Origin of the sequence: Myxosarcina sp. GI1 (assembly GCF_000756305.1) — a bacterium.
GTDB lineage: Bacteria > Cyanobacteriota > Cyanobacteriia > Cyanobacteriales > Xenococcaceae > Myxosarcina.
In genome coordinates, this window is sequence record NZ_JRFE01000003.1 from 15959 (window position 1) to 36695 (window position 20737).

The window sequence follows — 20737 nt, forward strand, 5'->3', positions numbered from 1 at the left end:
CTTCATTTGAGCCAACTGCAACGAGAATGCTCCGATAAACTACAGCAAATTTATTCGATCGAACAGCGATCGCCCAACTACGTTAATACAAAAGAACAAATACCAGCAGCTTTGCAGTATGGCAGTAAATAAAAAAATCAGAAAAACTAGCTAAATCTACTATCTATTGCCTCTTGCTTCTTCTCTAATAACCCTATTTATTCAGTAAACCTTCTGCAGCTGCAATTAAATCTTTACTTAGATCTTTTAAATCATCGCGGTTATCTAAATAAGTTTTTAGGGCTTCAATAGGATCTAAAGTGTTACCCGCGCCCAGTTCTGGTAGACGAGGACGAGCTAACTGACTGACTAACTGAGGTTGAATGCTGTAGCTGTGAGCGGTTTTAAGTGCATGGTTGATTGCTGCAATATTAATTAACTCTAGCTGTTCGGAGCGAAGCTTGTAGATTAATCTTACTACCGCCTCTTCGATTGGCTGTTTGGCGATCGCTGCTAAAATTGCTGCTTGGGGATCTTCTGACTGGGAAAGATCTACTTCTACAGTACAAAAGGGACGCACTGGTAAAGAGCAAAATTCCCACTCAGCTTTACCCGATCCGATTTCCAGTAAAATGTAGCCTTTATCTTCTTTTTCTTCGCTAAAGTCTACTCGTTCGATGCTGCCAGGATAGATTACGGGGGGATCGTTGGTGGGGTTGAGATTTTGATGTTTGTGGACGTGTCCCAAAGCTACGTAATCAAATTCGGGGCGAATTAACATCGACAGAGGAATAGTAAATCCTTTACCTACTGCCAAAAATTTCTCTGCACCCAAATTAGCCCGATCCGCCATGAGATGACCTAATAAGACTGTCGGTAAGTTGGGATCTAAACGGCGTATTTCGGCTTCTAAAACTGGCTGAAGAGTTTGTACTAATAGCTGGTTAACTTCGGCAAGATCTAAGCCTTCGGTTTGAGGACGAGTTAATAGAGTAGAGCGATTCAACCAGGGTAAAGTAATTATTTGAATTTCGCCATTGCGCGTAGTCAGACGATGGGTTGTTACCGTATCGCCGACGATAAAGCCTGGAACTACCAAGGTGCGATAGATACACAAACTCGCGCCGCCATTGCCCTGAGAATGCTGGTCGTGATTGCCCACTAGCAACACCGCAGGTATATTAGCATCTGCCAAACGGCGAAACTGACTGGCAAAAGCTTCGTGAATATAGGGGGCGGGGGTAGCATCGGGAAAAGCATCACCACCAAACAATACCAGATCTACAGGTTCGGCGATCGCGCGATCGATACAAAGACTGAGGCTGTTGAGGAAATCTTCTAGACGAGTATTAATTCCCGTTTCGGGATTGATGCGACCGTGTGCGAAGCCGCTACCCATGTGAATATCAGATAGATGAAGGATTTTAATCATTTTGACCTATTTCCTAAAATAGAAGGTAGCCTAGTGGAATGTGTAACACTAGAAACGTGAAAGTCTATCGCAGTCTAAAGACGCAATTCACGGCGGACTAATATCCTTGAGTTTGCCTAATTTTCACGCTTTTTGTCAACGAATAAAGGATCTACAGTCATCATGGGATTATTCGATCGTCTTAGCAGAGTGGTTCGAGCTAACGTTAACGACTTAGTTAGCAAAGCCGAAGACCCCGAAAAAGTTTTAGAACAAGCCGTAATCGATATGCAGGAAGACTTGGTGCAACTTCGCCAAGCCGTTGCCCGCGCGATCGCGACTCAAAAACGAACCGAGCAACAGTACAACAAAAATCAGTCTGAAGCTAATACCTGGCAGCAAAGAGCGCAACTAGCTCTTTCTAAGGGTGATGAAAATCTGGCTCGCGAAGCATTGGTACGCAAAAAATCTTTTGCCGATACTGCCGCTACTCTAAAAGCGCAGCTAGATCAACAAAGTAAAAACGTCTCTACTCTCAAGCGCAGTTTGATCGCTTTAGAAAGTAAAATTTCCGAAGCTAAAACCAAAAAAGATATGCTCCGCGCCAGAGCCAATGCTGCTAAAGCTCAAAAACAGCTACAGGATAGCGTCAATAATCTGAGTACCAATAGCGCCATGGGAGCCTTCGAGCGTATGGAAGATAAGGTAATGCAGTTAGAAGCAGAATCCGAATCTGCTGCCGAATTAGGCGGTTCGGGAATCGAGCAACAGTTTGCCCAACTCGAAGCCAGTAGCGGAGTTGATGACGAGCTTGCAGCAATGAAGGCTCAGTTATCTGGTGCTTCTCCAAAACAAGAAGCTTTACCTGCTGCCGAAGAATCTGACACATCTCCTAATGATTCGGTAATTGATGCCGAGTTGGACGAACTGCGTTCTCAGCTAGATCGTTAGACTAGATCCTTAATGACTTCAATACTGGGAAAAATTTTGTGCGGCATAGTAACAATTGACAATTAATAGATTGCTTTCGCTAGTAGTTAAAGCAGGTATCAGTGGACTAGGACATAAGTAAAAAACCGTTTAAAAATATTGAAAGCCTTATAGTTTAAAACCTTTGGCTTCTTGCTCCGTCTTTACGCTGAGGTATCCTCAGCGCAGGCGGTGCGCTTTTATCTTTTAACTTTCGCCTAGCGGTACTAGTTACCTGCTATTTCCATTTTTGACCACAGTTCGATAAAGTTTGTTTAAGGTATTCGTCGTTAGATTAGGAGCGAGAAGTAATGAGTAAAGTAATTGAAATAGAAGACAAAGAATTCGAGCGAGAAGTACTGACAGCCGATAAAACAGTATTAGTTTATTTTTGGGCAGACTGGTGTGGTCCCTGCCGTTTGGTTGCCCCTTCGATAAATTGGGCAGCAGACAATTACAGCGATCGCCTGAAAGTAGTTAAGTTAGAAATGGATACTAATCCTGAATCTGTAGCCAAATGTAAAGTTGAAGGCGTACCAGCTTTGAGATTGTTTAAAGACGATAGCGTCATCTCTTCTCATGAAGGCGCGATCGGCAAACAGCAACTGCAAACTATGCTCGAAAAACATTTATAACTAATTATTACTCAAACAAAATCTATTTTTAACAGAATTATGGGTGGGCATAATTTACCCCACCCAATAGATTGCCAATTTTGAATTGAAGACTTGCGATCGCCAATTTATTTTTTCTTTTATTGCTGTAAATTAGTCTGTAAATTCTCCACATCCATAATTTTCAGGCTCGCTACAGCTATCTTTACAAAATGGAAATTACAGTAAGCGTTAACTAATTTGACGCAACTCTAAGTGCCTATAGCACAATACAGCTTACAAAATACAGAATTTCAAACCATATTTAAGTAATTTTCAAAGTCGTACAGCTTTGCTCGAACACGACTGAAAAATATCTGGTAATAAAAAATTTTGTGTGAGGTTTACACGATATTGGTAGCAATAATGTAGTATTTCTACACGCTATCATTATATTTACGTAGCAAACTTTGCTAACTCTTCAATAAATAGTTATAAACACTTAGATATAATTGCTTACATGAGAAGCAAACAAATATTTATAAATTTTTTTGTCTAAATCGACAAAAAAACCGAAAAATTATAATGAAAAAAACTAACGCTAAAAAAGATTTATTTTTACTTTTAAAAAACAATTTAGTTCAATTTGTTGTCGGAATGTTAGCCTGTTGTTTTTTCTTAAAACTAGCTACACACATACCAGACCGTTTTTTTGCTACAACATTTAAAACATTTGGATTTGGAATTTTTTTTTATTGGACGACACCTTTTGTCGTTTACTGGTTGGCTTATGTTAGTGCCAGCAAACTGAAAAAAGTAAGTTTGATAATAACAACTTTAATAGTAGGAACTTATAGCTATATTTTTTGGGATTCTTATTTCTTTTTTAAAGAGTTAATGAACTGGATTATAACCAAGCCAAGCGTAACTTACTAATTTTGAAAGATGTCGCTAAAAACAATACAAAGTTATGCAATAGGTAGATGAGCGATCGCCAAGGTAGGTGTAAATAATATAGCTTACTATGTTACTTATGTCTGACTTATCCTGCCATGCAATAAATTAACTGCTGATTTATCGCCTATGGTAAAATATTTCCGAAATACCATAAACTTAAATATCGACTACTTAACTTTAGCCCACGCTCTATATTTGGTAAAACATGGCAGAGGAAACTAACAAGCAAGAAGAAGGTAAAGAGGCAAAAGCAAAATCAGCAGAAGAAACTAACAAGCAAGAAGGTAAAGATACAAAAGCAAAATCAGCAGCTAAAAACAAGCCTGCTGATAAAAAAAAGCAAGAAAAGCCAGAAGATAAGCCCTTTACTGAATTTATTGAAGAATACTTTACTCCCGCACTGCAAAAAGCGTTTGCTGATGAAGGGATTGAAGATATAAATTTAACCTTTACCAAGCAAAATATAACTTTAGAAGGAGCAGAATTAAACGATGAATGTTGGCAGGTAATCGGTAACTGGCAACAAGGTAAACGTCAGTTCAAACTTTATTTTCCAGAAGAAGATATCACGGGGAAAAAAGCCTTTTCCTATTCTGCTGGCGGTGCTAAACCTAGCACGATTGAGTCCTTTATGATTGACGAACGTAAAGTAACTTTAGATTTATTAGTTATGTATGTTTTGCAGCGTCTTAACGCTCAAAAATGGTTAACTAGAAACTAAGAGCGCGTGCGATCGCAGTATGCGCGCTGCCTTTGGCAATCGCGAAGCGAATGTTGTCGGGCTTATTGCTCTCTGCAAGCTGCTTTAAAAATCGCTCATTTTTTAATAATAGGCGGTAAGCAATTTTACATTTGTTTATTTCAAAATACTAATATGGTCTATTTTGTGATGTAATTGTCATAAATATTACTAATATTTACTTGAGATGCGCGTATATATATTGCTATTTAATGCCAGAACCGAAAATGAGGGAATTCATACCATTCAGATCGGCGATCGCAACACCATACTAATGTTTAAAGAGGAAGATGACGCGCTTCGTTATGCAGGGTTACTAGAAGCACAAGATTTTCCCGCTCCTTCAGTAGAAGCAATAGATTCTGAAGAAGTAGAAGCATTCTGCCGTCAAAGCGACTATGGTTGGGAAATTGTCGATAGCGAAAAATTAGCAGTTCCTCCCGAGAAAAACGTCGAGCAACCAGATTGGAATGACGAAGAGCCACCAACTGCCAATGAAACTTCGTCCAATTCCTCGCTCGCAGAAGCCGAACTAGAACGAATTCGCCAACAGCTAGAAGGACTTTTATAATTTGGTTAATAATAGGAATCGAGTCCGTTTGGCGATCGCTAAAATTTGAGATAACAGAGGATGAAAGACAATTTACCATCGAGAGGACATCTTCTAACCGAACGCACAAATTCTCGCAGCAGCAATCTAGATCGCCTGTCTACATTAGAACTAGTCGATTTGTTCAATCAAGAAGATCGCCAAACTATAGAAGCAATTGCCAAAGCAAGAGTTCAACTAGCAGAAGCGATCGAGCTTACCGCCAGTTCGCTAAGCCAGGGAGGGAGACTATTTTATGTTGGTGCGGGTACTAGCGGTAGATTGGGAGTTTTAGATGCAGCCGAATGTCCTCCAACTTTTTGCACCCCTCCAGAATTAATTCGAGGAATTATTGCTGGAGGCGACGATGCCCTGGTCAAAAGTTCTGAAGCTTTAGAAGATAGCCAGTCAGACGGTAAAAATGTCATTTTTAGCGAATCCATAACCAAATTTGATGTAGTTGTAGGGATCACTGCGGGAGGAACTACACCTTTTGTACATGGAGCGTTGCAGGCTGCCAAAGAGTTAGACGCAGCTACTATTGCTATAAGCTGCGTTAGTGCCGAACAAGTTCCTATAGATGCCGATATCGATATCCGTTTGTTAGTAGGACCAGAAATCTTAACAGGCTCTACCAGACTCAAAGCAGGAACCGTTACAAAAATGGCGTTGAATATTCTTTCTACAGGAGTTATGGTGCGTCTAGGCAAAGTATACGGCAATCGCATGATTGATGTAGCCGTAACCAACAGCAAATTACACGATCGCGCCTTGAGAATAATTAGCGATCTTACAGACTTAGATCGTCAAGAAGCAGAACAATTGTTACAGCGCAGCAATAAAAAAGTCAAACTAGCTCTATTAATGTACTGGACTGGTTTGGATGCAACGGCAGCATCCGAACTACTATTACAAAACAACGGTAATCTTAGAGCTGCTCTACACAGTGTGCAATGAGCAATTAGCAATTATCAACAGATCGGTAAACACTGTTCATTGCTCATTGTATTAACTTCTCGGTAATTATTCTTATAAAATAGTGTTGTAATTCCTAATGGTTTACTCCTACTCAAATAAATAGCTAATGTTTAATGAATCGCAATCTCCGCTAGTTTTTTTCTTAATTGCTGTCGTCTTTGTAATTTTGCTTTGGGGTTACAATCGAGCCAAAGAATATGGCAGACTGGGAATTTTAGGATGGTTGCAATCAGTAGTCCTGACTGCTCCTTGGCTACTGTTTTTTAGCTTATTTGCTCTGGGAATTTACATCAACATAGTAGGAATACTATTTTTATTTATTGCCTCAGTTGCAGTTTATATTTGGTTGGGCAGAAAATTAAGAGCCGCAGGACAAGAAGAATTTCTCAAGGAAAAAGCCGCAGCCAGAATCAAAGCCGAAGCGATTAAAGAGGCAGAATCTTCCGAGTCAACAGATTCTGGAACCGATTTAATGTTATCGGCACTCACACCAATTCCCGAAGACGATATCGCTAAACTTAAAGAAATTTTTAGTATTGATACCTTCTTCGCTACCGAAACAATTCTCGAAGGCAATGGAGCGATTTTTCGCGGTAATCTGCGAAACGATCCCGAAACAGCACATTCGATGATGAGCGAAAAGCTAGAAAAGCTATTTGGAGAAAAATATCGTCTGTTTTTAGTTAATAATCCCAACCAAAAGCCTGTAGTAGTAATTTTACCTAGCTCGAACGATCCCCAACCTACTACCCTGGCTCAAAAAAATCTTGCTTTAGTTTTGTTTATTGCTACCGTCGTTACAAGTTTAGAAGCAGCTAGTTTACTGTTAGGTTTCGATTTATTTAGCGATTTTAGTCGCTACGGGGAAACCATTCCTTTGGGTATTGGCTTATGGAGCGTACTAATCGCTCATGAAATTGGGCATCGCGTTTTAGCCAAACGTAATAACATTCGTCTTAGCATTCCTTTTTTCATTCCCACCTGGCAAATTGGTTCTTTTGGGGCAATTACTCGTTTTGAATCTTTGTTGCCCAACCGCTCTACCTTGTTTGATATTGCTCTGGCAGGACCGGCAGTAGGAGGAATTGTTTCTCTAATACTGCTAATGTTAGGCTTGGTTTTATCTCATTCTGGCAGTCTGTTTCAGTTGCCTACAGAATTTTTTCGCAGTTCGATTTTAGTCGGTGCTTTGGCAAAAACTGTTTTAGGTTCGTCTTTAGAAGCAGCAATTGTCGATATCCACCCTCTAGTCATAGTAGGTTGGCTGGGTTTGGTAATTACAGCTTTAAATCTCTTGCCAGCAGGTAAGTTAGATGGCGGCAGAATCGTTCACGCTATTTACGGACGTAAAATTGCTCGGCGTACCACCGTAGCTACATTAATTGTTTTAGGTATTGTTTCATTATTCAATCCTACCAATCCCATTCCGCTTTATTGGGCGATATTAATTTTGTTTCTACAGCGCGATTTAGAACGCCCCGTAATGAACGAATTAACAGAACCAAACGATACTAGGGCTGCTTGGGGTTTACTGGCACTATTTCTGATGTTAGCTACGCTAATTCCTTTAAGTTCCACCTTAGCTCTACGTTTGGGTATTGGTGGATGATGATTGAATATGTTTTGAGCTAACTTTCAAAGAACTGAATTTTATAGTAATTTATGACTCACTTCTGTTGCAATCAATGCTCAATCTTAGCCGTCGCATCCTCGATTTTCTTTGGAACGAGCGATAGTAATGCTGAAAAACCAGTATGCTGCTAGGATGGTCGAACTAAAAATAGTTCGGTAATAAGCGTGCCAGTAGGAGATGATATTTGAAACATCTTTATGAGCCACTAATTACTTTCTATAGAGATTGTGCCTAAACAAAACATAAGCTCGATGGCTTTATCTACCTCAAGCCTACTTTTACTGTTATGGTTTGCTGCTTGTAGCAACACATCCTCAGATACTGTCAGTGGCAGTGAAACAAATAACTTACAGACGACAGTAAAAGACACAGAATCTTCACTTACTGAAAGAGAAGCCGCAGACAATATTGCAGTCGAAACGGAAACAGAAAATTTGACAGACACATTACTCGCCTTGTCTGGAGATGGTTTATTGCTTATTGACGAGCAGTCGGGAAAAACACAAACTATTCCTTTTGATACAGATATTGCTACTTCAACTGTTGCGATTTCTTCTGTCTTAGGAGAACCAATGCAAAAAAACCGAAACAGTGAATGTTCAGCAGGAGCGATGAGTTTCATCACTTGGTCTAATGGCTTGAGCATAAATGCAATTAAGGATCGCTTTGTTGGCTGGACAGTGCATCAAAATACTGAGAGTGCGAATCTAACAACAGTAAATAATATTGGCTTGGGCAAAACGCTTGCTGATTTGGAAGCAAATTATAATGTTGAAGTGACAGAAAGTACTTTAGGCATAGAGTTTGTAGCATCAGACAGTCTATTTGGTTTGCTTTCTGCAAATAAGCCAGATGGTATTATCATCAATTTGTGGTCTGGCATAGCCTGTAATTTTCGCTAGAAGCTAACACTGTCTTCCGTTTCCGAACCTAGAGATAGTTAGTAGAATACGAGCAAAGATTAGCAGACTAAGAATTTCAGGCAACACAGCTACAGAAGAAATTAAATGATATTGAAAATGTGTAGCGAAGCTATGCCGTAGGCTTATCGCTACCTTTTCAATAGCAGTGAAGTACAGAGGGACAATACCATTTCTCTTTAATCTAATAACAAATAATTTTAAGACTGGGAGACCAAGAGACTAGGAGACGAGGAGAAATAAGTTATCTTTTTGGCGATTTAGTATTCTTATAACGATCGCTACCTACTGTAGATAAACCACCGAAAGTCATTGCTAAATTTTCTTCGGTAAATACTTCTTCGGTAGTACCTGCCGCCAAGATAGTTTGATTGAGTAAAATGACGCGATCGCAAAAAGTAGAAATTGAGGCTAAATCGTGAGTCGAAACTAAGATAGTATGTCCTGCATTTTTTAGCTGTAGCAGCAGATCGATAATGCTTTTTTCGGTTTTAATATCTACCCCTGTAAAAGGTTCGTCGAGCAACATTATTTTACTTTCCTGAGCCAAAGCCCTGGCTAAAAAAGCTCGTTTTTTCTGTCCTCCCGAAAGTTCTCCAATTTGACAGTTGCGATATTCGGACATCCCTACCCGCGCCAAACTTTCTCTGACCAGACGGCGATCTTGAGAACCAGGTATCCGTAATAGATTCATATAGCCGTAACGTCCCATCATTACTGCATCTGCGACGCTAATAGGAAAGTTCCAGTCAACTTCGTCTGCCTGGGGAACGTAAGCCATAAGCTGCTGTTTTTGCGCTCTAGCAATTGACAAACCATTAATGCGAACCCATCCCTGATTTGGCTTTAAAAACCCCATAATCGCTTTAAACAAAGTCGATTTACCACCACCATTAGGTCCTACCAACCCAGTAATCGTCCCTGGTAAAATTTGGCAGCTAGCATTATAAAGCGCGAGGCGAGCATTATTGTAGGTAACGCTAATATTATCGACTGTAATTCCTAAAGCTGGATTCATCATTGGTATTTATAGGCTACGGGCAGATAGCTGAATAAACTTTTTGTAAGCCGCGATCGCACAAAGGTTTTGCCGTCTCGTAATTTTTTCGCTTTAAAAGTTTCAAGCTTTTTCATAATCTTTTCATATTTTAGCAAACATCAGTAAACTTGCTATTTCTGCTAAATTTTTTTGGTTCGGCTATAAATAATTTGTTAAGAATGCTCTAGATTACTAGAATTAGCTTGGAACATAGAAATTAAAGAGACTTAACAAACAAACCTACCCAAGCCAAATTTCTACCTTCAATTTATGACAAACTTTCCTTGGTTAACTATCAGCATTTTGTTTCCCATTGCTGCTTCCTTGCTGCTACCGTTGATTCCCGACAAAGATGGCAAAACGGTAAGATGGTATGCCTTAAGCGTGGGCTTAATCGATTTTGTAGTTTTAGTCTATGCTTTTTATACTGGTTATGACTTCAACAATCCCGACCTACAGTTAGTAGAAAGTTATTCTTGGATACCCGAACTAGATCTCAACTGGTCGGTTGGGGCTGACGGGTTGTCGATGCCGTTAATTTTGCTTACGGGTTTTATTACCACCCTGGCGATTATGGCAGCTTGGCCCGTAACTTTCAAACCCAAGCTGTTTTACTTTTTGATGTTGGCAATGTATGGCGGACAAATTGCTGTCTTTGCCGTACAGGATATGCTGCTATTTTTTCTCGTCTGGGAATTGGAACTCGTTCCCGTATATTTAATTCTGTCAATTTGGGGCGGTAAAAAACGTTTGTATGCGGCAACTAAGTTTATTCTCTACACTGCTGGCGGCTCATTATTTATTTTGATTGCCGCTTTGACTATGGCATTCTATGGGGATACAGTTACCTTTGACATGAGCGCGATCGCCGCTAAAGATTATACGATAAATTTACAGCTATTACTTTATGGTGGATTTTTGATTGCTTACGGTGTCAAGCTACCGATTTTTCCTCTACACACCTGGCTGCCAGATGCTCACGGCGAAGCCACCGCACCAGCGCACATGTTGCTGGCAGGTATTCTGCTAAAAATGGGTGGTTATGCCTTAATCAGAATGAATATGGGAATGCTGCCCGATGCTCATGCTGTTTTTGCTCCCATTTTGGTGATTTTAGGGGTAGTCAATATTATTTATGCGGCATTGACTTCTTTTGCCCAACGCAACCTCAAGCGCAAAATTGCCTATTCTTCAATTTCTCACATGGGGTTCGTGTTAATTGGGATTGCTTCCTTTACCGATTTGGGTACTAGTGGAGCGATGCTACAGATGATCTCTCACGGTCTAATCGGCGCGAGCCTCTTTTTTATGGTCGGAGCTACTTACGATCGCACTCATACGCTGATGTTAGATGAAATGGGTGGTGTCGGGCAAAAAATGAAAAAAATCTTTGCCATGTGGACTACCTGTTCCTTTGCTTCTTTAGCTTTACCTGGAATGAGTGGGTTTGTCGCAGAACTGATGGTATTTGTCGGTTTTGCCACCAGTGATGCCTATAACTCTACTTTTAAAGTAATTATTGTTTTCTTAGCCGCAGTTGGGGTAATTCTCACGCCAATTTATCTCTTGTCAATGTTAAGAGAAATGCTCTACGGTCCCGAAAATAAAGAACTCGTCCATCATACCAACCTGATCGATGCCGAACCGAGAGAGGTATTTATTATTGCCTGTCTGTTAATTCCCATTATCGGCATCGGGTTGTATCCCAAACTAATTACCCAAATTTATGATTCTAGTATCGCTCAGTTAACCGCTAGAGCGCGTAATTCCGTACCGAGTTTAATCGAAACAGCACGGCGGTCGCCACAAACTTCTTTTTACTCGACCCTTTCTCAGGGCGCACCAAATTTAGAGCGGTTGAGTAAGTAATTATTTAGCTATAGATTGTAAGTTGGGTTATTAAAACCCAGCTTTTTTTTTGCAAAACTATAGCGGTAGGCACGACATAAAATGAATGAATTTTGGCAACAGGTGTTAGATTTTTGTCAGGAAACAACTCAGACTGTAGGCGATCGCTTGAGGGAAGATTTTGGTAAAATACAAGCCACTGCTAAAGCCGATGGCAGCTTAGTAACCAAAGCCGACAAATGGTCGGATAAAGCTATTAGAGAAGCGATCGCTACTGCTTTTCCCGAACATGGCGTACTGACAGAAGAAACTACCCATGTCTTTCCCGCTACCGACTGGTGCTGGATCGTCGATCCTGTAGATGGGACGACCAACTTTACTCGCGGCGTGCCTATCTGGGCAATTTCGTTGGGTTTGTTTTACCAGGGTATGCCAGTATTTGGCTTTGTTTATTTACCCATGCTGCAACAGTCTTTTTATGGCTATTGGTATGGTGAAACTGGTTTAAATGGTCCTACTGGAGCCTATCTCAACCAGCAACCCCTCTCAACAACTCAAGATAATCCCAGCAAAAGTCATTTATTTAACTTCTGCGCTCGTAGTTTGTTAGTATTGCAACATCCTTTTCCCTGCAAAGTAAGAATGATCGGGGTTGCCAGTTATAACCTGTTACTAGTAGCAGCAGGAGCGGCAATTGGTGGTGTAGAAGCTACCCCCAAAATTTGGGATATTGCGGCGGCATGGGTAATTATCAAAGCTGCAGGTGGCGAATTTGTGTTTTTAGACGAAAACTCCGTATTTCCCCTACAGATAGGGAAAAATTATGGCAGTACTCCTTTTCCCAGCCTGGGTATCTGCCGCTCCGAATTGGTGGCAAAATTTGAGCCTTTAGTCAAATGTGTAGTCGAGCGATAAACTTAAACTTTACTTAACATTAGAGCGATCGATGTTATGTTTACCACTTATTTTGGGAAATATGCAACAGTATCGACCCCGATCTTGACTAACAAATTTTCCAGAAGATTTCCATGAATCCCAATAGAGTGCTAACCATTGCCAAAAATGGTTTTCAAGAAGTTATTCGCGATCGCATCCTCTACTTTATCGGCTTTTTTACCCTATTGTTAATTCTCGCCCAGAGAATAATTCCAGAGATTGCCGCAGGTACTCATGAAAAAATACTCTTAGACTTTGGTATCGGTGCTATTGCTCTAATGAGCGTGACCATAGCTATTTTTATCGGTACGGGAACGATTAACAAAGAGATCGAACAGCGCACTTTGTTGATGCTCGTACCAAAACCCATCAGCCGCGCTGAATTTATTTTGGGCAAACAACTAGGTTTAGTAGCAGTTTTAGCAGTCGTGGTAACAATCATGATGGTAATTTACCTGGCAATGCTAAGTTTTTCTGACATTACCTATCCTTTAAGCGCGCTAATAGTTACGGCTGTTTATCTGTTGCTAGAGTTAGCTTTATTAATTGGTGTAGCCTTATTGTTCGGCGTATTTACCAGTTCGATTCTGGCAACTTTACTTAGTTTTGGCGTTTACTTGATGGGTCATTTCAGCCAGGATTTAGTAGAGCTAGGAAAATTGAGTGAAAACGAGAGTATTAAAAGTTTAACTACCAGTCTCTATTTAATTCTGCCCGACCTTTCGCGACTGGATTTAAAGAATGAGGCAGTTTACGGTTTGCTGCCCGACTCGGGCAATTTAGCTGCCAATGCTTTGTATGGTATTTTATACACGGCTTTATTATTGGTTTTATCGATGACTATTTTTGCTCGTAAAGAATTTTAGATTGTCAGCGTCATCGACTTACAATTTTTGCAGCGAGTTAAGCCTAAATTTGTCAAAAAAACTTTTATTTAAGCAATATTCTCGAAAATAACTCGATCTAAACCGTTACAAACAATAGTATAAATAGAGATAAATAAAAAATTGAATTCGTCTCGCGATGGCTTATCGAGCTTGTGTGGTAGCAAAATGGTTTTTTAAAACTTGTCGAACCACATATTTAAAGAGGCGTGCCTTACAACATCTCTTTAGAGCGATATTCCGTAACTAATATAGTCCCTCCAGAAATGGTCGGTTTATTTTTATGTCAGATGGTTCTGGATCGAGCGTACAGCAACAAACAAAGTTAAAGCAGTTTGAACGGGTCAAAAAAGTTCTTATTTTGGCAACTCATACTGCTGAAGCTGAAGCAATTGCCACAACATTACGTTCGAGCAGCTTAAATTGTCAATACCATGTTTGTGTGACGGTGAAGCAAGCCCGTAAAGCTTTAGTGGATGATGCGTATAATGTAATGTTGTACGACTATTCTGCCGATGGCGATCGCTCTATTAAGAATCCTTTACAACAATTAGGTTGGTGGTACGAACTGTCGCCTCAAATTCCTTTAGTTTTGGTTACAGACACTTTGGGAGATGAAATAGCTGTAGAATGTATACAAGCAGGGGTTGGCGGTTACGTTCTCAGACACAGGCTCGACAAACTGCCAAATATTATAGAAAATTTGCTTGCTAATTTTAGTTGGCAAAAATCGCAGCTACAATTTGTTACAGTTGGGCAGCAACAAAAACGTATCGAGCAGCTTGAAGCTGAAAACCAACGTTTGAGAGCGGCAGAAACAGCTATTCAAGAACATATTTCTCATCTCGCTCATGAATTACGCAGTCCCGTCGCAGGAATCGTAGGATTTGCCAGAATGCTTAGAGACTGTATCTATGGTGCTTTAAATACCAAACAAATGCAGTATATTTGTTCGATAACTTCAACTGGTGAATATCTTTTAGAATTGGTCAATAACTATTTAGACCTTGCCAAAATTGAAGCTGATAAAGAAGAAATACATATTGAGAGATTAGTAGTAGAAGAAGTTTGCTATAGTGCTTTATCAATAATTAGACCCAGAGTCAAAGAAAAGAACTTAGAGCTAAATTTCGGTTTAGGCAAAGATGTGGACTTTTGTTTTGCAGATCCGATACGCTTAAAACAAATATTGCTCAATTTGTTGTCTAACGCAGTCAAATTTACCGCAGCAGGTTCGGTAACATTAAAAGTAGAGAAAAAAGATGAAATGCTGACATTTGCAGTAATCGATACGGGAATTGGTATAGCTCCCAGCGACTGTGATAAACTTTTTCAAGCTTTCCAACAACTTAATAGCTGGCGTGAAGGGACGGGTTTGGGTTTGGTTTTATCTCGTAAATTAGCAAGACTTCATGGTGGCGATATTACTATTGGCTCGGAAGTAGGTAAGGGTAGCTGTTTTACTCTACATCTTCCCTCAAAGTTTAAAAAAGTAGAAAGTTAAAATCAGTAAAATTAGAAAAGATCGATACTATTCATTAATTATCAATTATCAACGAGCAGTTGTTTATTAATAAACATACTGCGATATTTACTCGTCCTTCGGGAAGTGCGACTCGCTACTCAACTTTGGTTCGGTTATCTAGGGATACTAAAAGTTATAAATCGAGTAATAATTGAAATTGATGACTTGTAACTCGAATTTTCAGCCGTGATAGAAGCAAAATTACAGCAACTTAGAAATTTATTTCAAGAAATGGAGCGAGCTTTAATTGCTTATTCTGGTGGTGTTGATAGTACGCTGGTTGCTAAAGTTGCTTACGATGTTTTGGGCGATCGCGCGATCGCAATCACCGCTGTATCTCCTTCGCTAATGCCAGAAGAATTAGATGCAGCACAGCTTCAGGCGGCAGAAATTGGGATTAAACACGAACTGGTAGAAACCCATGAGATGGATAACCCCAACTATACTTCTAACCCCGTCAATCGCTGTTATTTTTGCAAAAGCGAATTACACGATACTCTTAAACCCATTGCACACGAACGAGGCTATCCTTATGTTGTTGATGGAGTAAATGCCGACGACTTACAAGACTATCGCCCAGGAATTCAAGCGGCTAAAGAAAGAGGTGCCAGATCGCCTCTGGCAGAAACGGGCATCAGCAAACTAGAAGTTCGAGAAATTTCGCGGTTGCTAGGGCTTTCCTGGTGGGATAAACCCGCTCAACCCTGTCTCAGTTCGCGTTTTCCCTATGGGGAAGCGATCGATCTTGGCAAGCTACAAAGAGTAGGTAGAGCCGAAATTTATCTGCGTAACATGGGTTATAAGAATCTGCGAGTACGCTCTCAAGCCGATACCGCTAGAATCGAACTACCTCCAGAAGATATTAAAAATTTTGTTAGAGATATCGATTTACTGGAGTTAACTGCTAAATTTCAAGATTTGGGCTTTATGTTTGTCACTCTCGATCTAGAAGGCTACCGTAGCGGCAAACTAAACCGCGTCTTACAGCAAAGTTACTAAAAGAAGAATCTATTCAAGATCGCAACTTGAGGAGGGATATTATCCTTCCTCTATTTTTTGACAGTCGCTTTTACTCGAACGTATAGCAAGGAAAAACCTCAAAACGTATTTATTGCCACAGTTATTTAAATTTGATTGCTCGATTATAGACCCGTTGACAGCGTTGGATTTTACTCTTTTGGGCGAATATCGCCTAATCGCTTCAAGCAAAATTGCCACTTTTTTTAAGCGAGAAAGTTTAATCTTACCGTTCATAACTAGTCAACTACCAAAATTATGGGAGCAAGAACGATTTGTCTATCACCGTTACCTCAACCTCAGAGCCAGTTTCTTTTAATCTGACAGAAGCAACAGTTGCAGAAATTAACGAGGCGTTTGAATTTGGGGCATTAACCTCAGAAAAATTAGCTCGACTTTACCTCAACCGTGTTGAAGCTTACGATCCGCTACTCAATCCAATTATCGAACTCAATCCGGATCTTTTAGAGCAAGCCAGAGCGATCGATGTCCAGCGTCAGCAGGGAAACATAAGCGATCCTCTAGCAGGGATTCCAGTTCTGTTAAAAGATAACGTCGACACGGCAGATTTACCTACAACCGCAGGTTCTCTAGCATTAGAAGGCTCAATTCCTCCCGATGACGCTTTGATCACTGCCGAACTTCAGGATGCGGGTGCGCTAATTTTGGGCAAGGCAAGTTTAACCGAATTTGCTAATTTCCTCACCGATGGCATGCCCAACGGCTATAGCTCGCTCAATGGCTTTACCTATAATCCCTACAATCCGACTCCCGAACCCAACGGAGAACCAATTTTCGATCCTGGTGGTTCTAGTAGCGGTCCTGCGGTGGCAGTTGCAGCAAGTTTAGCTCCCGTATCGGTCGGTACGGAAACCTCTGGTTCGATTCTCAGTCCTGCTACCAATAATTCAGTTGTTGGTATTAAACCCACTGTTGGTTTGGTCAGCCGCGATGGAATTATTCCCATCTCCGCAAGTCAAGATACTGCCGGTCCTTTTGGTCGTACCGTTGCCGATGCTGCTACTTTATTGGGCGACCTGACTGGAGTAGATCCCAGCGATCCAGCAACCGCAGCTAGTGAGGGTAAGTTTTATACCGACTATACTCAATTTCTCGATCCTAATGCTCTTGATGGAGCTAGAATTGGCGTTCCCAAAGCCTATTGGGAAAGACTTTCAGAAGACCAAGTACCACTGATAGAAACTGCTATTTCTACCATAGAAAGTCAGGGAGCGACGATTGTTTATGAAGAAATCCCCACTACAGAAGAGCTATCGGAGTTTAGTTCTTCTGTACTTTTCTACGAGTTTAAACGCGACCTCAACGCCTATTTAGATAGCTTAGGTGATGACGCTCCTGTAGACACCTTGGCGGAGGTTATTGCTTTTAATGAAGCCAATGCTGAAGAAGCTCTGAGATACGGACAAACCCGCGCTTTAGAATCACAGGCAATCGACCTGGTAGAAGATCGAGAGCAGTATTTAGAAGATCGAGCCACAGATTTACGTCTGGCAAAAGAAGAAGGCATCGATGCTTACCTCGAACAGTACGACCTCGATGCAATTCTATTTCCCGAAAACTTTGGTGCCAGCATAGCTGCTAAAGCAGGATACCCTAGTATCAACGTCCCTGGCGGTTATATTCCTAACGGCGAACCATTTGGCGTAACCTTTTCAGGCACTGCTTTTAGCGAACCAGAATTAATTGGATTTGCTTATGATTACGAGCAAGCTAGCAAACTGCGCGTTTCTCCCGAAAGCACACCCCCGTTAGAGGGAGAATTATTTGAATATCAAACTCAGGTAACTGTCACTGGAGATGCCAAAGATAACGAGATTTCTCCAGAGTTAGTTGCTGACTTTGACGGCAATGGGGATTTAATCTTTGCAGGTGCGGGAGAAGATCTTATCGATACTTCCCAGGCTCTTACTGGCAGTAATCGAATCTATGGTGGTGCTGGTAAGGATGAAGTTATTGTTGGCTTGGAAGATTTTGCTGCTGGTGGTAAAGGTGACGATCTTTTGGATGCCTCTGTAGGCAGGGGACAAAATCGCCTCTATGGTGGTGCTGGTAATGATGAATTTTTTCTCGGTAGTAAAGATCGCGCTTTTGGTGGCAATGGGTCTGACAGCTTTTTTGTTCTTGCTGGTGGCAACAACTTTCTTACTGGTGGTGTCGGTGCCGACCAGTTCTGGATTGCCAATGCAGAGTTACCCGACGCTGTTAATACTATTACCGACTTTGAAATTGGTAAAGATGTTATCGGTATTGGTGGACTAGATTTGAGTTTTGACGATCTCAGCCTGACACAACAAGACGGTGATACTTTGATTGCTACAAAAACTCAAGACCTGGCAATTTTGCAGGGAATCACAGCAAGTTTAGGCGAAAGTGATTTTGTTTTGGTGTAAATAGATGGCGGCGATCGCACTATAGATCTATAGTGCGATCGCCTCGGTAAGACATTTTTAGCAAGAGTGAATTTATAGTGTCTATTAAAGTTTCTCCTTTTTCGGAACCGACTATCTTTAATTTGGTCGAAGCAACTGTCAATGATATCGATCGCGCTTTTGAATATGGCGCATTGACCTCAAAAGAATTAGTCCAACTCTACCTCAACCGCATAGAGGCTTATGACGATTCCGACCCCGCAATTAATTCGATTATCAATCTCAATCCCAACGCTTTAGATATCGCGAATAAAAGCGACAAAGAGCGTTTTTCAGGCAAAGATCTGGGAACTCTGGCAGGAATACCTATTATTCTCAAAGATAACTACGATACCTTTGATGTTCCTACCACCGCAGGCGCGATCGCTTTAGAAGATTTTATTCCTGAAGACGATGCCTTTCAGGTAGAGAAATTGCGCGATGAAGGAGCCGTAATTCTGGCAAAAGCCAACCTGTCTGAATTTGCTTTTTCCTACGAGTCTACTAGCTCTCTAGGAGGAACTGTCCTCAACCCATACGACCCAGAACGTAATGCGGGCGGTTCCAGTGGCGGTACTGGAGCGGCGATCGCTGCCAACTTTGGTACGATTGGTACGGGAACCGATACGGGTGGTTCGATTCGTATTCCTTCAACTTTCAATAGTTTGGTAGGAATCAGACCGACTATCGGTCTTACCAGTCGTTCGGGGATTATTCCTTTGGCTCTAACCCAAGACGTTGGAGGACCGATAACTCGCACCGTAACTGATGCGGCGATAACCCTAGACGCTCTGGCAGGATTCGACCCAGAAGATCCCGTAACCGAATCTAGTGTTGGTAAAATTCCCGAAAGCTATACTGACTTTCTCGATCCTAAAGCACTTAAGGGTGCGAGAATTGGCGTAGTGAGAGAGTTATTTGGCTCCAATGACGATCCTAGAATGGCTGCGACTAATGCCGTAGTTAATAAAGCGATCGCCGAGATGGAAGCCTTGGGAGCGACAACAATTAATGTCGAGATTCCCAACCTCGATGAAATTTTAGAATTTCCTAGTCTTAGCACCTTAGAGTTCAAACGAGATCTCAATAACTATTTAGCAGAAAGAGATGCACCAATCGATAATCTGGGAGACTTAATCGCCAGCGGCGAATATTTAGAAGACAATGAAGAATCTTATATTGAAAGAAATCAGGTCGATCTAAGCGATCCAGAAACTGCTGCCGAATATCAAGAAATTATCACCGAACGACCAGCTTTAACCCAGAGTTCTCTATTAAAAGTGTTAGATGGCAAAAACCTCGATGCTTTAATCTATCCTACTTCTCAAAGTCCACCAAACTTATTTGATGAAGATACGGGTACGGGTTCGGCAAATCGTTTGAGTCCTTTTTCGGGTTTTCCCGCTATTAGCGTTCCAGCAGGATTTACCGAGGATGGTCTTCCCGTAGGAATTGAGTTTCTCGGTCGAGCTTTTAGCGAACCGACTTTGATTGGTTTGACCTATTCCTTCGAGCAGGGTACCAAGTTTCGGATGCCGCCTGAAACTACACCGCCTTTGGAGGGAGAATCATTTGAGTATTTTACTCAGGTAGCCGTTTACGGAGATGGCAAAGATAATGAGATTGCTCCAGAATTACTAGATGACTTCGACGGCAATGGAGATTTAATCTTGGCAGGAGCGGGAGACGATCTCGTCGATACTTCCCAGGCTTTTAGTGGCGGAAACCGTATTTATGCTGGTGCTGGCGATGATGAGGTAATTGTCGGTATCGAAGATCGGGCTTTTGGTGCTAAAGGTGACGATCTATTGGACGCTTCAGTTGGTAGAGGAAAAAATCGTCTTTATGGTGGTGCTGGTAAAGATGAATTTTTTCTCGGCAGCAAGGATAGTGCTTTTGGCGGCAAGGGGTCTGACAGCTTGTTTGTAGTTGCTGGAGGAGACAATTTGCTTACTGGTGGTACTGGTGTCGATAAATTTTGGATTGCCAACGCTCAATTACCCGATACAGCTAATACCATTACCGATTTTGAAATTGGTAAAGATGTTATTGGCATTGGTGGAGTAGATCTGAGTTTTAGCGATCTCAGTCTGACTCAAAAGAAAAGTAATACTCTAATTGCTACCGAAACTCAAGACTTAGCAGTTTTGCAGGGAATTGATGCGGAAACTATAAGCGAGAGCGATTTTGTTTTTGCTTGAACTAACGTGAGTTCGATAAGGTCAAAGTTGTTTGGTTTGGCTTTAGGGAATAGGGAACGGGGAACGAGGAACAGGGAATAGTCTATTTTT

At 41.1% G+C, this 20737-nt stretch carries 19 protein-coding genes; 16 read left to right on the forward strand and 3 right to left on the reverse strand.

All coding sequences use genetic code 11. From position 1 onward, the window contains the following. Window positions 1-6 precede the first annotated feature (6 nt). Entirely contained in the window at window positions 7-132 is a 126-nt protein-coding gene (locus KV40_RS36880; protein WP_256381098.1) for a hypothetical protein, read from the forward strand. 61 nt (window positions 133-193) lie between these two features. Here the strand turns inward: KV40_RS36880 and sbcD are convergent, their stop codons facing one another. Next, window positions 194-1411, reverse strand: coding sequence for an exonuclease subunit SbcD (sbcD, locus tag KV40_RS00950; protein ID WP_036476996.1), 1218 nt, complete (start codon window positions 1409-1411; stop codon window positions 194-196). A gap of 162 nt (window positions 1412-1573) precedes the next feature. On the opposite strand from sbcD, the gene KV40_RS00955 reads away from it, so the two are divergent. The 7 genes from KV40_RS00955 (at window position 1574) to KV40_RS00985 (ending at window position 7824) form a co-directional block, all read left to right on the forward strand. Beyond that, window positions 1574-2341 carry a PspA/IM30 family protein gene (locus KV40_RS00955; protein ID WP_036476998.1) on the forward strand — a complete coding sequence of 256 codons (768 nt, stop codon included), beginning with the start codon at window positions 1574-1576 and terminating at the stop codon, window positions 2339-2341. Between the two features lie 329 nt (window positions 2342-2670). Further along, a complete protein-coding gene (locus tag KV40_RS00960) occupies window positions 2671-2994 on the forward strand; it encodes a co-chaperone YbbN (protein WP_036477000.1) in 324 nt (107 codons plus the stop codon). Between the two features lie 543 nt (window positions 2995-3537). After that, a complete protein-coding gene (locus KV40_RS00965) occupies window positions 3538-3888 on the forward strand; it encodes a hypothetical protein (RefSeq protein ID WP_036477002.1) in 351 nt (116 codons plus the stop codon). Between the two features lie 226 nt (window positions 3889-4114). Next, window positions 4115-4630, forward strand: coding sequence for a DUF2996 domain-containing protein (locus KV40_RS00970; RefSeq protein ID WP_036477005.1), 516 nt, complete (start codon window positions 4115-4117; stop codon window positions 4628-4630). A gap of 205 nt (window positions 4631-4835) precedes the next feature. Further along, window positions 4836-5219, forward strand: a complete 384-nt coding sequence (locus KV40_RS00975) for a DUF3110 domain-containing protein (RefSeq protein ID WP_036477007.1) — start codon at window positions 4836-4838, stop codon at window positions 5217-5219. A 60-nt stretch (window positions 5220-5279) separates the two neighbouring features. Then, complete coding sequence (gene murQ, locus KV40_RS00980; protein WP_036477008.1) at window positions 5280-6194, forward strand: N-acetylmuramic acid 6-phosphate etherase; 915 nt, start codon at window positions 5280-5282, stop codon at window positions 6192-6194. A 127-nt stretch (window positions 6195-6321) separates the two neighbouring features. Continuing rightward, on the forward strand, window positions 6322-7824 hold the full coding sequence (locus KV40_RS00985; RefSeq protein ID WP_036477010.1) for a site-2 protease family protein: 1503 nt from the start codon (window positions 6322-6324) through the stop codon (window positions 7822-7824). 86 nt (window positions 7825-7910) lie between these two features. On the opposite strand, the gene KV40_RS34495 is transcribed toward KV40_RS00985, so the two are convergent. Next, entirely contained in the window at window positions 7911-8054 is a 144-nt protein-coding gene (locus tag KV40_RS34495) for a hypothetical protein (RefSeq protein WP_156113899.1), read from the reverse strand. 45 nt (window positions 8055-8099) lie between these two features. Between KV40_RS34495 and KV40_RS00990 the strand changes: the two genes are divergently transcribed. Then, window positions 8100-8750: a hypothetical protein gene (locus tag KV40_RS00990; protein ID WP_036477011.1), complete on the forward strand. Its 651-nt coding sequence runs from the start codon at window positions 8100-8102 to the stop codon at window positions 8748-8750. Window positions 8751-9012: 262 nt separating this feature from the next. On the opposite strand, the gene KV40_RS00995 is transcribed toward KV40_RS00990, so the two are convergent. Continuing rightward, window positions 9013-9786 (reverse strand): metal ABC transporter ATP-binding protein, encoded by a 774-nt coding sequence (locus KV40_RS00995; protein ID WP_156113902.1) that lies wholly within the window; start codon window positions 9784-9786, stop codon window positions 9013-9015. Window positions 9787-10077: 291 nt separating this feature from the next. Here KV40_RS00995 and ndhD1 point away from each other — a divergent pair, with 291 nt between their 5' ends. From ndhD1 to KV40_RS01030, 7 genes are all read left to right on the forward strand, one after another. Continuing rightward, window positions 10078-11676, forward strand: coding sequence for a photosynthetic/respiratory NAD(P)H-quinone oxidoreductase subunit D1 (gene ndhD1 / locus KV40_RS01000; RefSeq protein ID WP_036477018.1), 1599 nt, complete (start codon window positions 10078-10080; stop codon window positions 11674-11676). A gap of 81 nt (window positions 11677-11757) precedes the next feature. After that, window positions 11758-12570, forward strand: coding sequence for an inositol monophosphatase family protein (locus tag KV40_RS01005; protein ID WP_036477019.1), 813 nt, complete (start codon window positions 11758-11760; stop codon window positions 12568-12570). A gap of 113 nt (window positions 12571-12683) precedes the next feature. Next, window positions 12684-13457 (forward strand): ABC transporter permease, encoded by a 774-nt coding sequence (locus tag KV40_RS01010; RefSeq protein ID WP_036477021.1) that lies wholly within the window; start codon window positions 12684-12686, stop codon window positions 13455-13457. Between the two features lie 301 nt (window positions 13458-13758). Beyond that, the gene (locus KV40_RS01015; protein ID WP_036477022.1) at window positions 13759-14979 is read left to right on the forward strand and encodes a hybrid sensor histidine kinase/response regulator; all 1221 of its coding nucleotides are present in this window, start codon (window positions 13759-13761) and stop codon (window positions 14977-14979) included. Between the two features lie 207 nt (window positions 14980-15186). Further along, a complete protein-coding gene (gene larE, locus KV40_RS01020) occupies window positions 15187-15999 on the forward strand; it encodes an ATP-dependent sacrificial sulfur transferase LarE (RefSeq protein ID WP_036477024.1) in 813 nt (270 codons plus the stop codon). Between the two features lie 293 nt (window positions 16000-16292). Next, window positions 16293-18428 carry an amidase family protein gene (locus KV40_RS01025; RefSeq protein ID WP_072013745.1) on the forward strand — a complete coding sequence of 712 codons (2136 nt, stop codon included), beginning with the start codon at window positions 16293-16295 and terminating at the stop codon, window positions 18426-18428. Between the two features lie 77 nt (window positions 18429-18505). Beyond that, window positions 18506-20647, forward strand: a complete 2142-nt coding sequence (locus KV40_RS01030) for an amidase family protein (RefSeq protein WP_072013746.1) — start codon at window positions 18506-18508, stop codon at window positions 20645-20647. The last annotated feature ends 90 nt before the right edge of the window (window positions 20648-20737 follow it).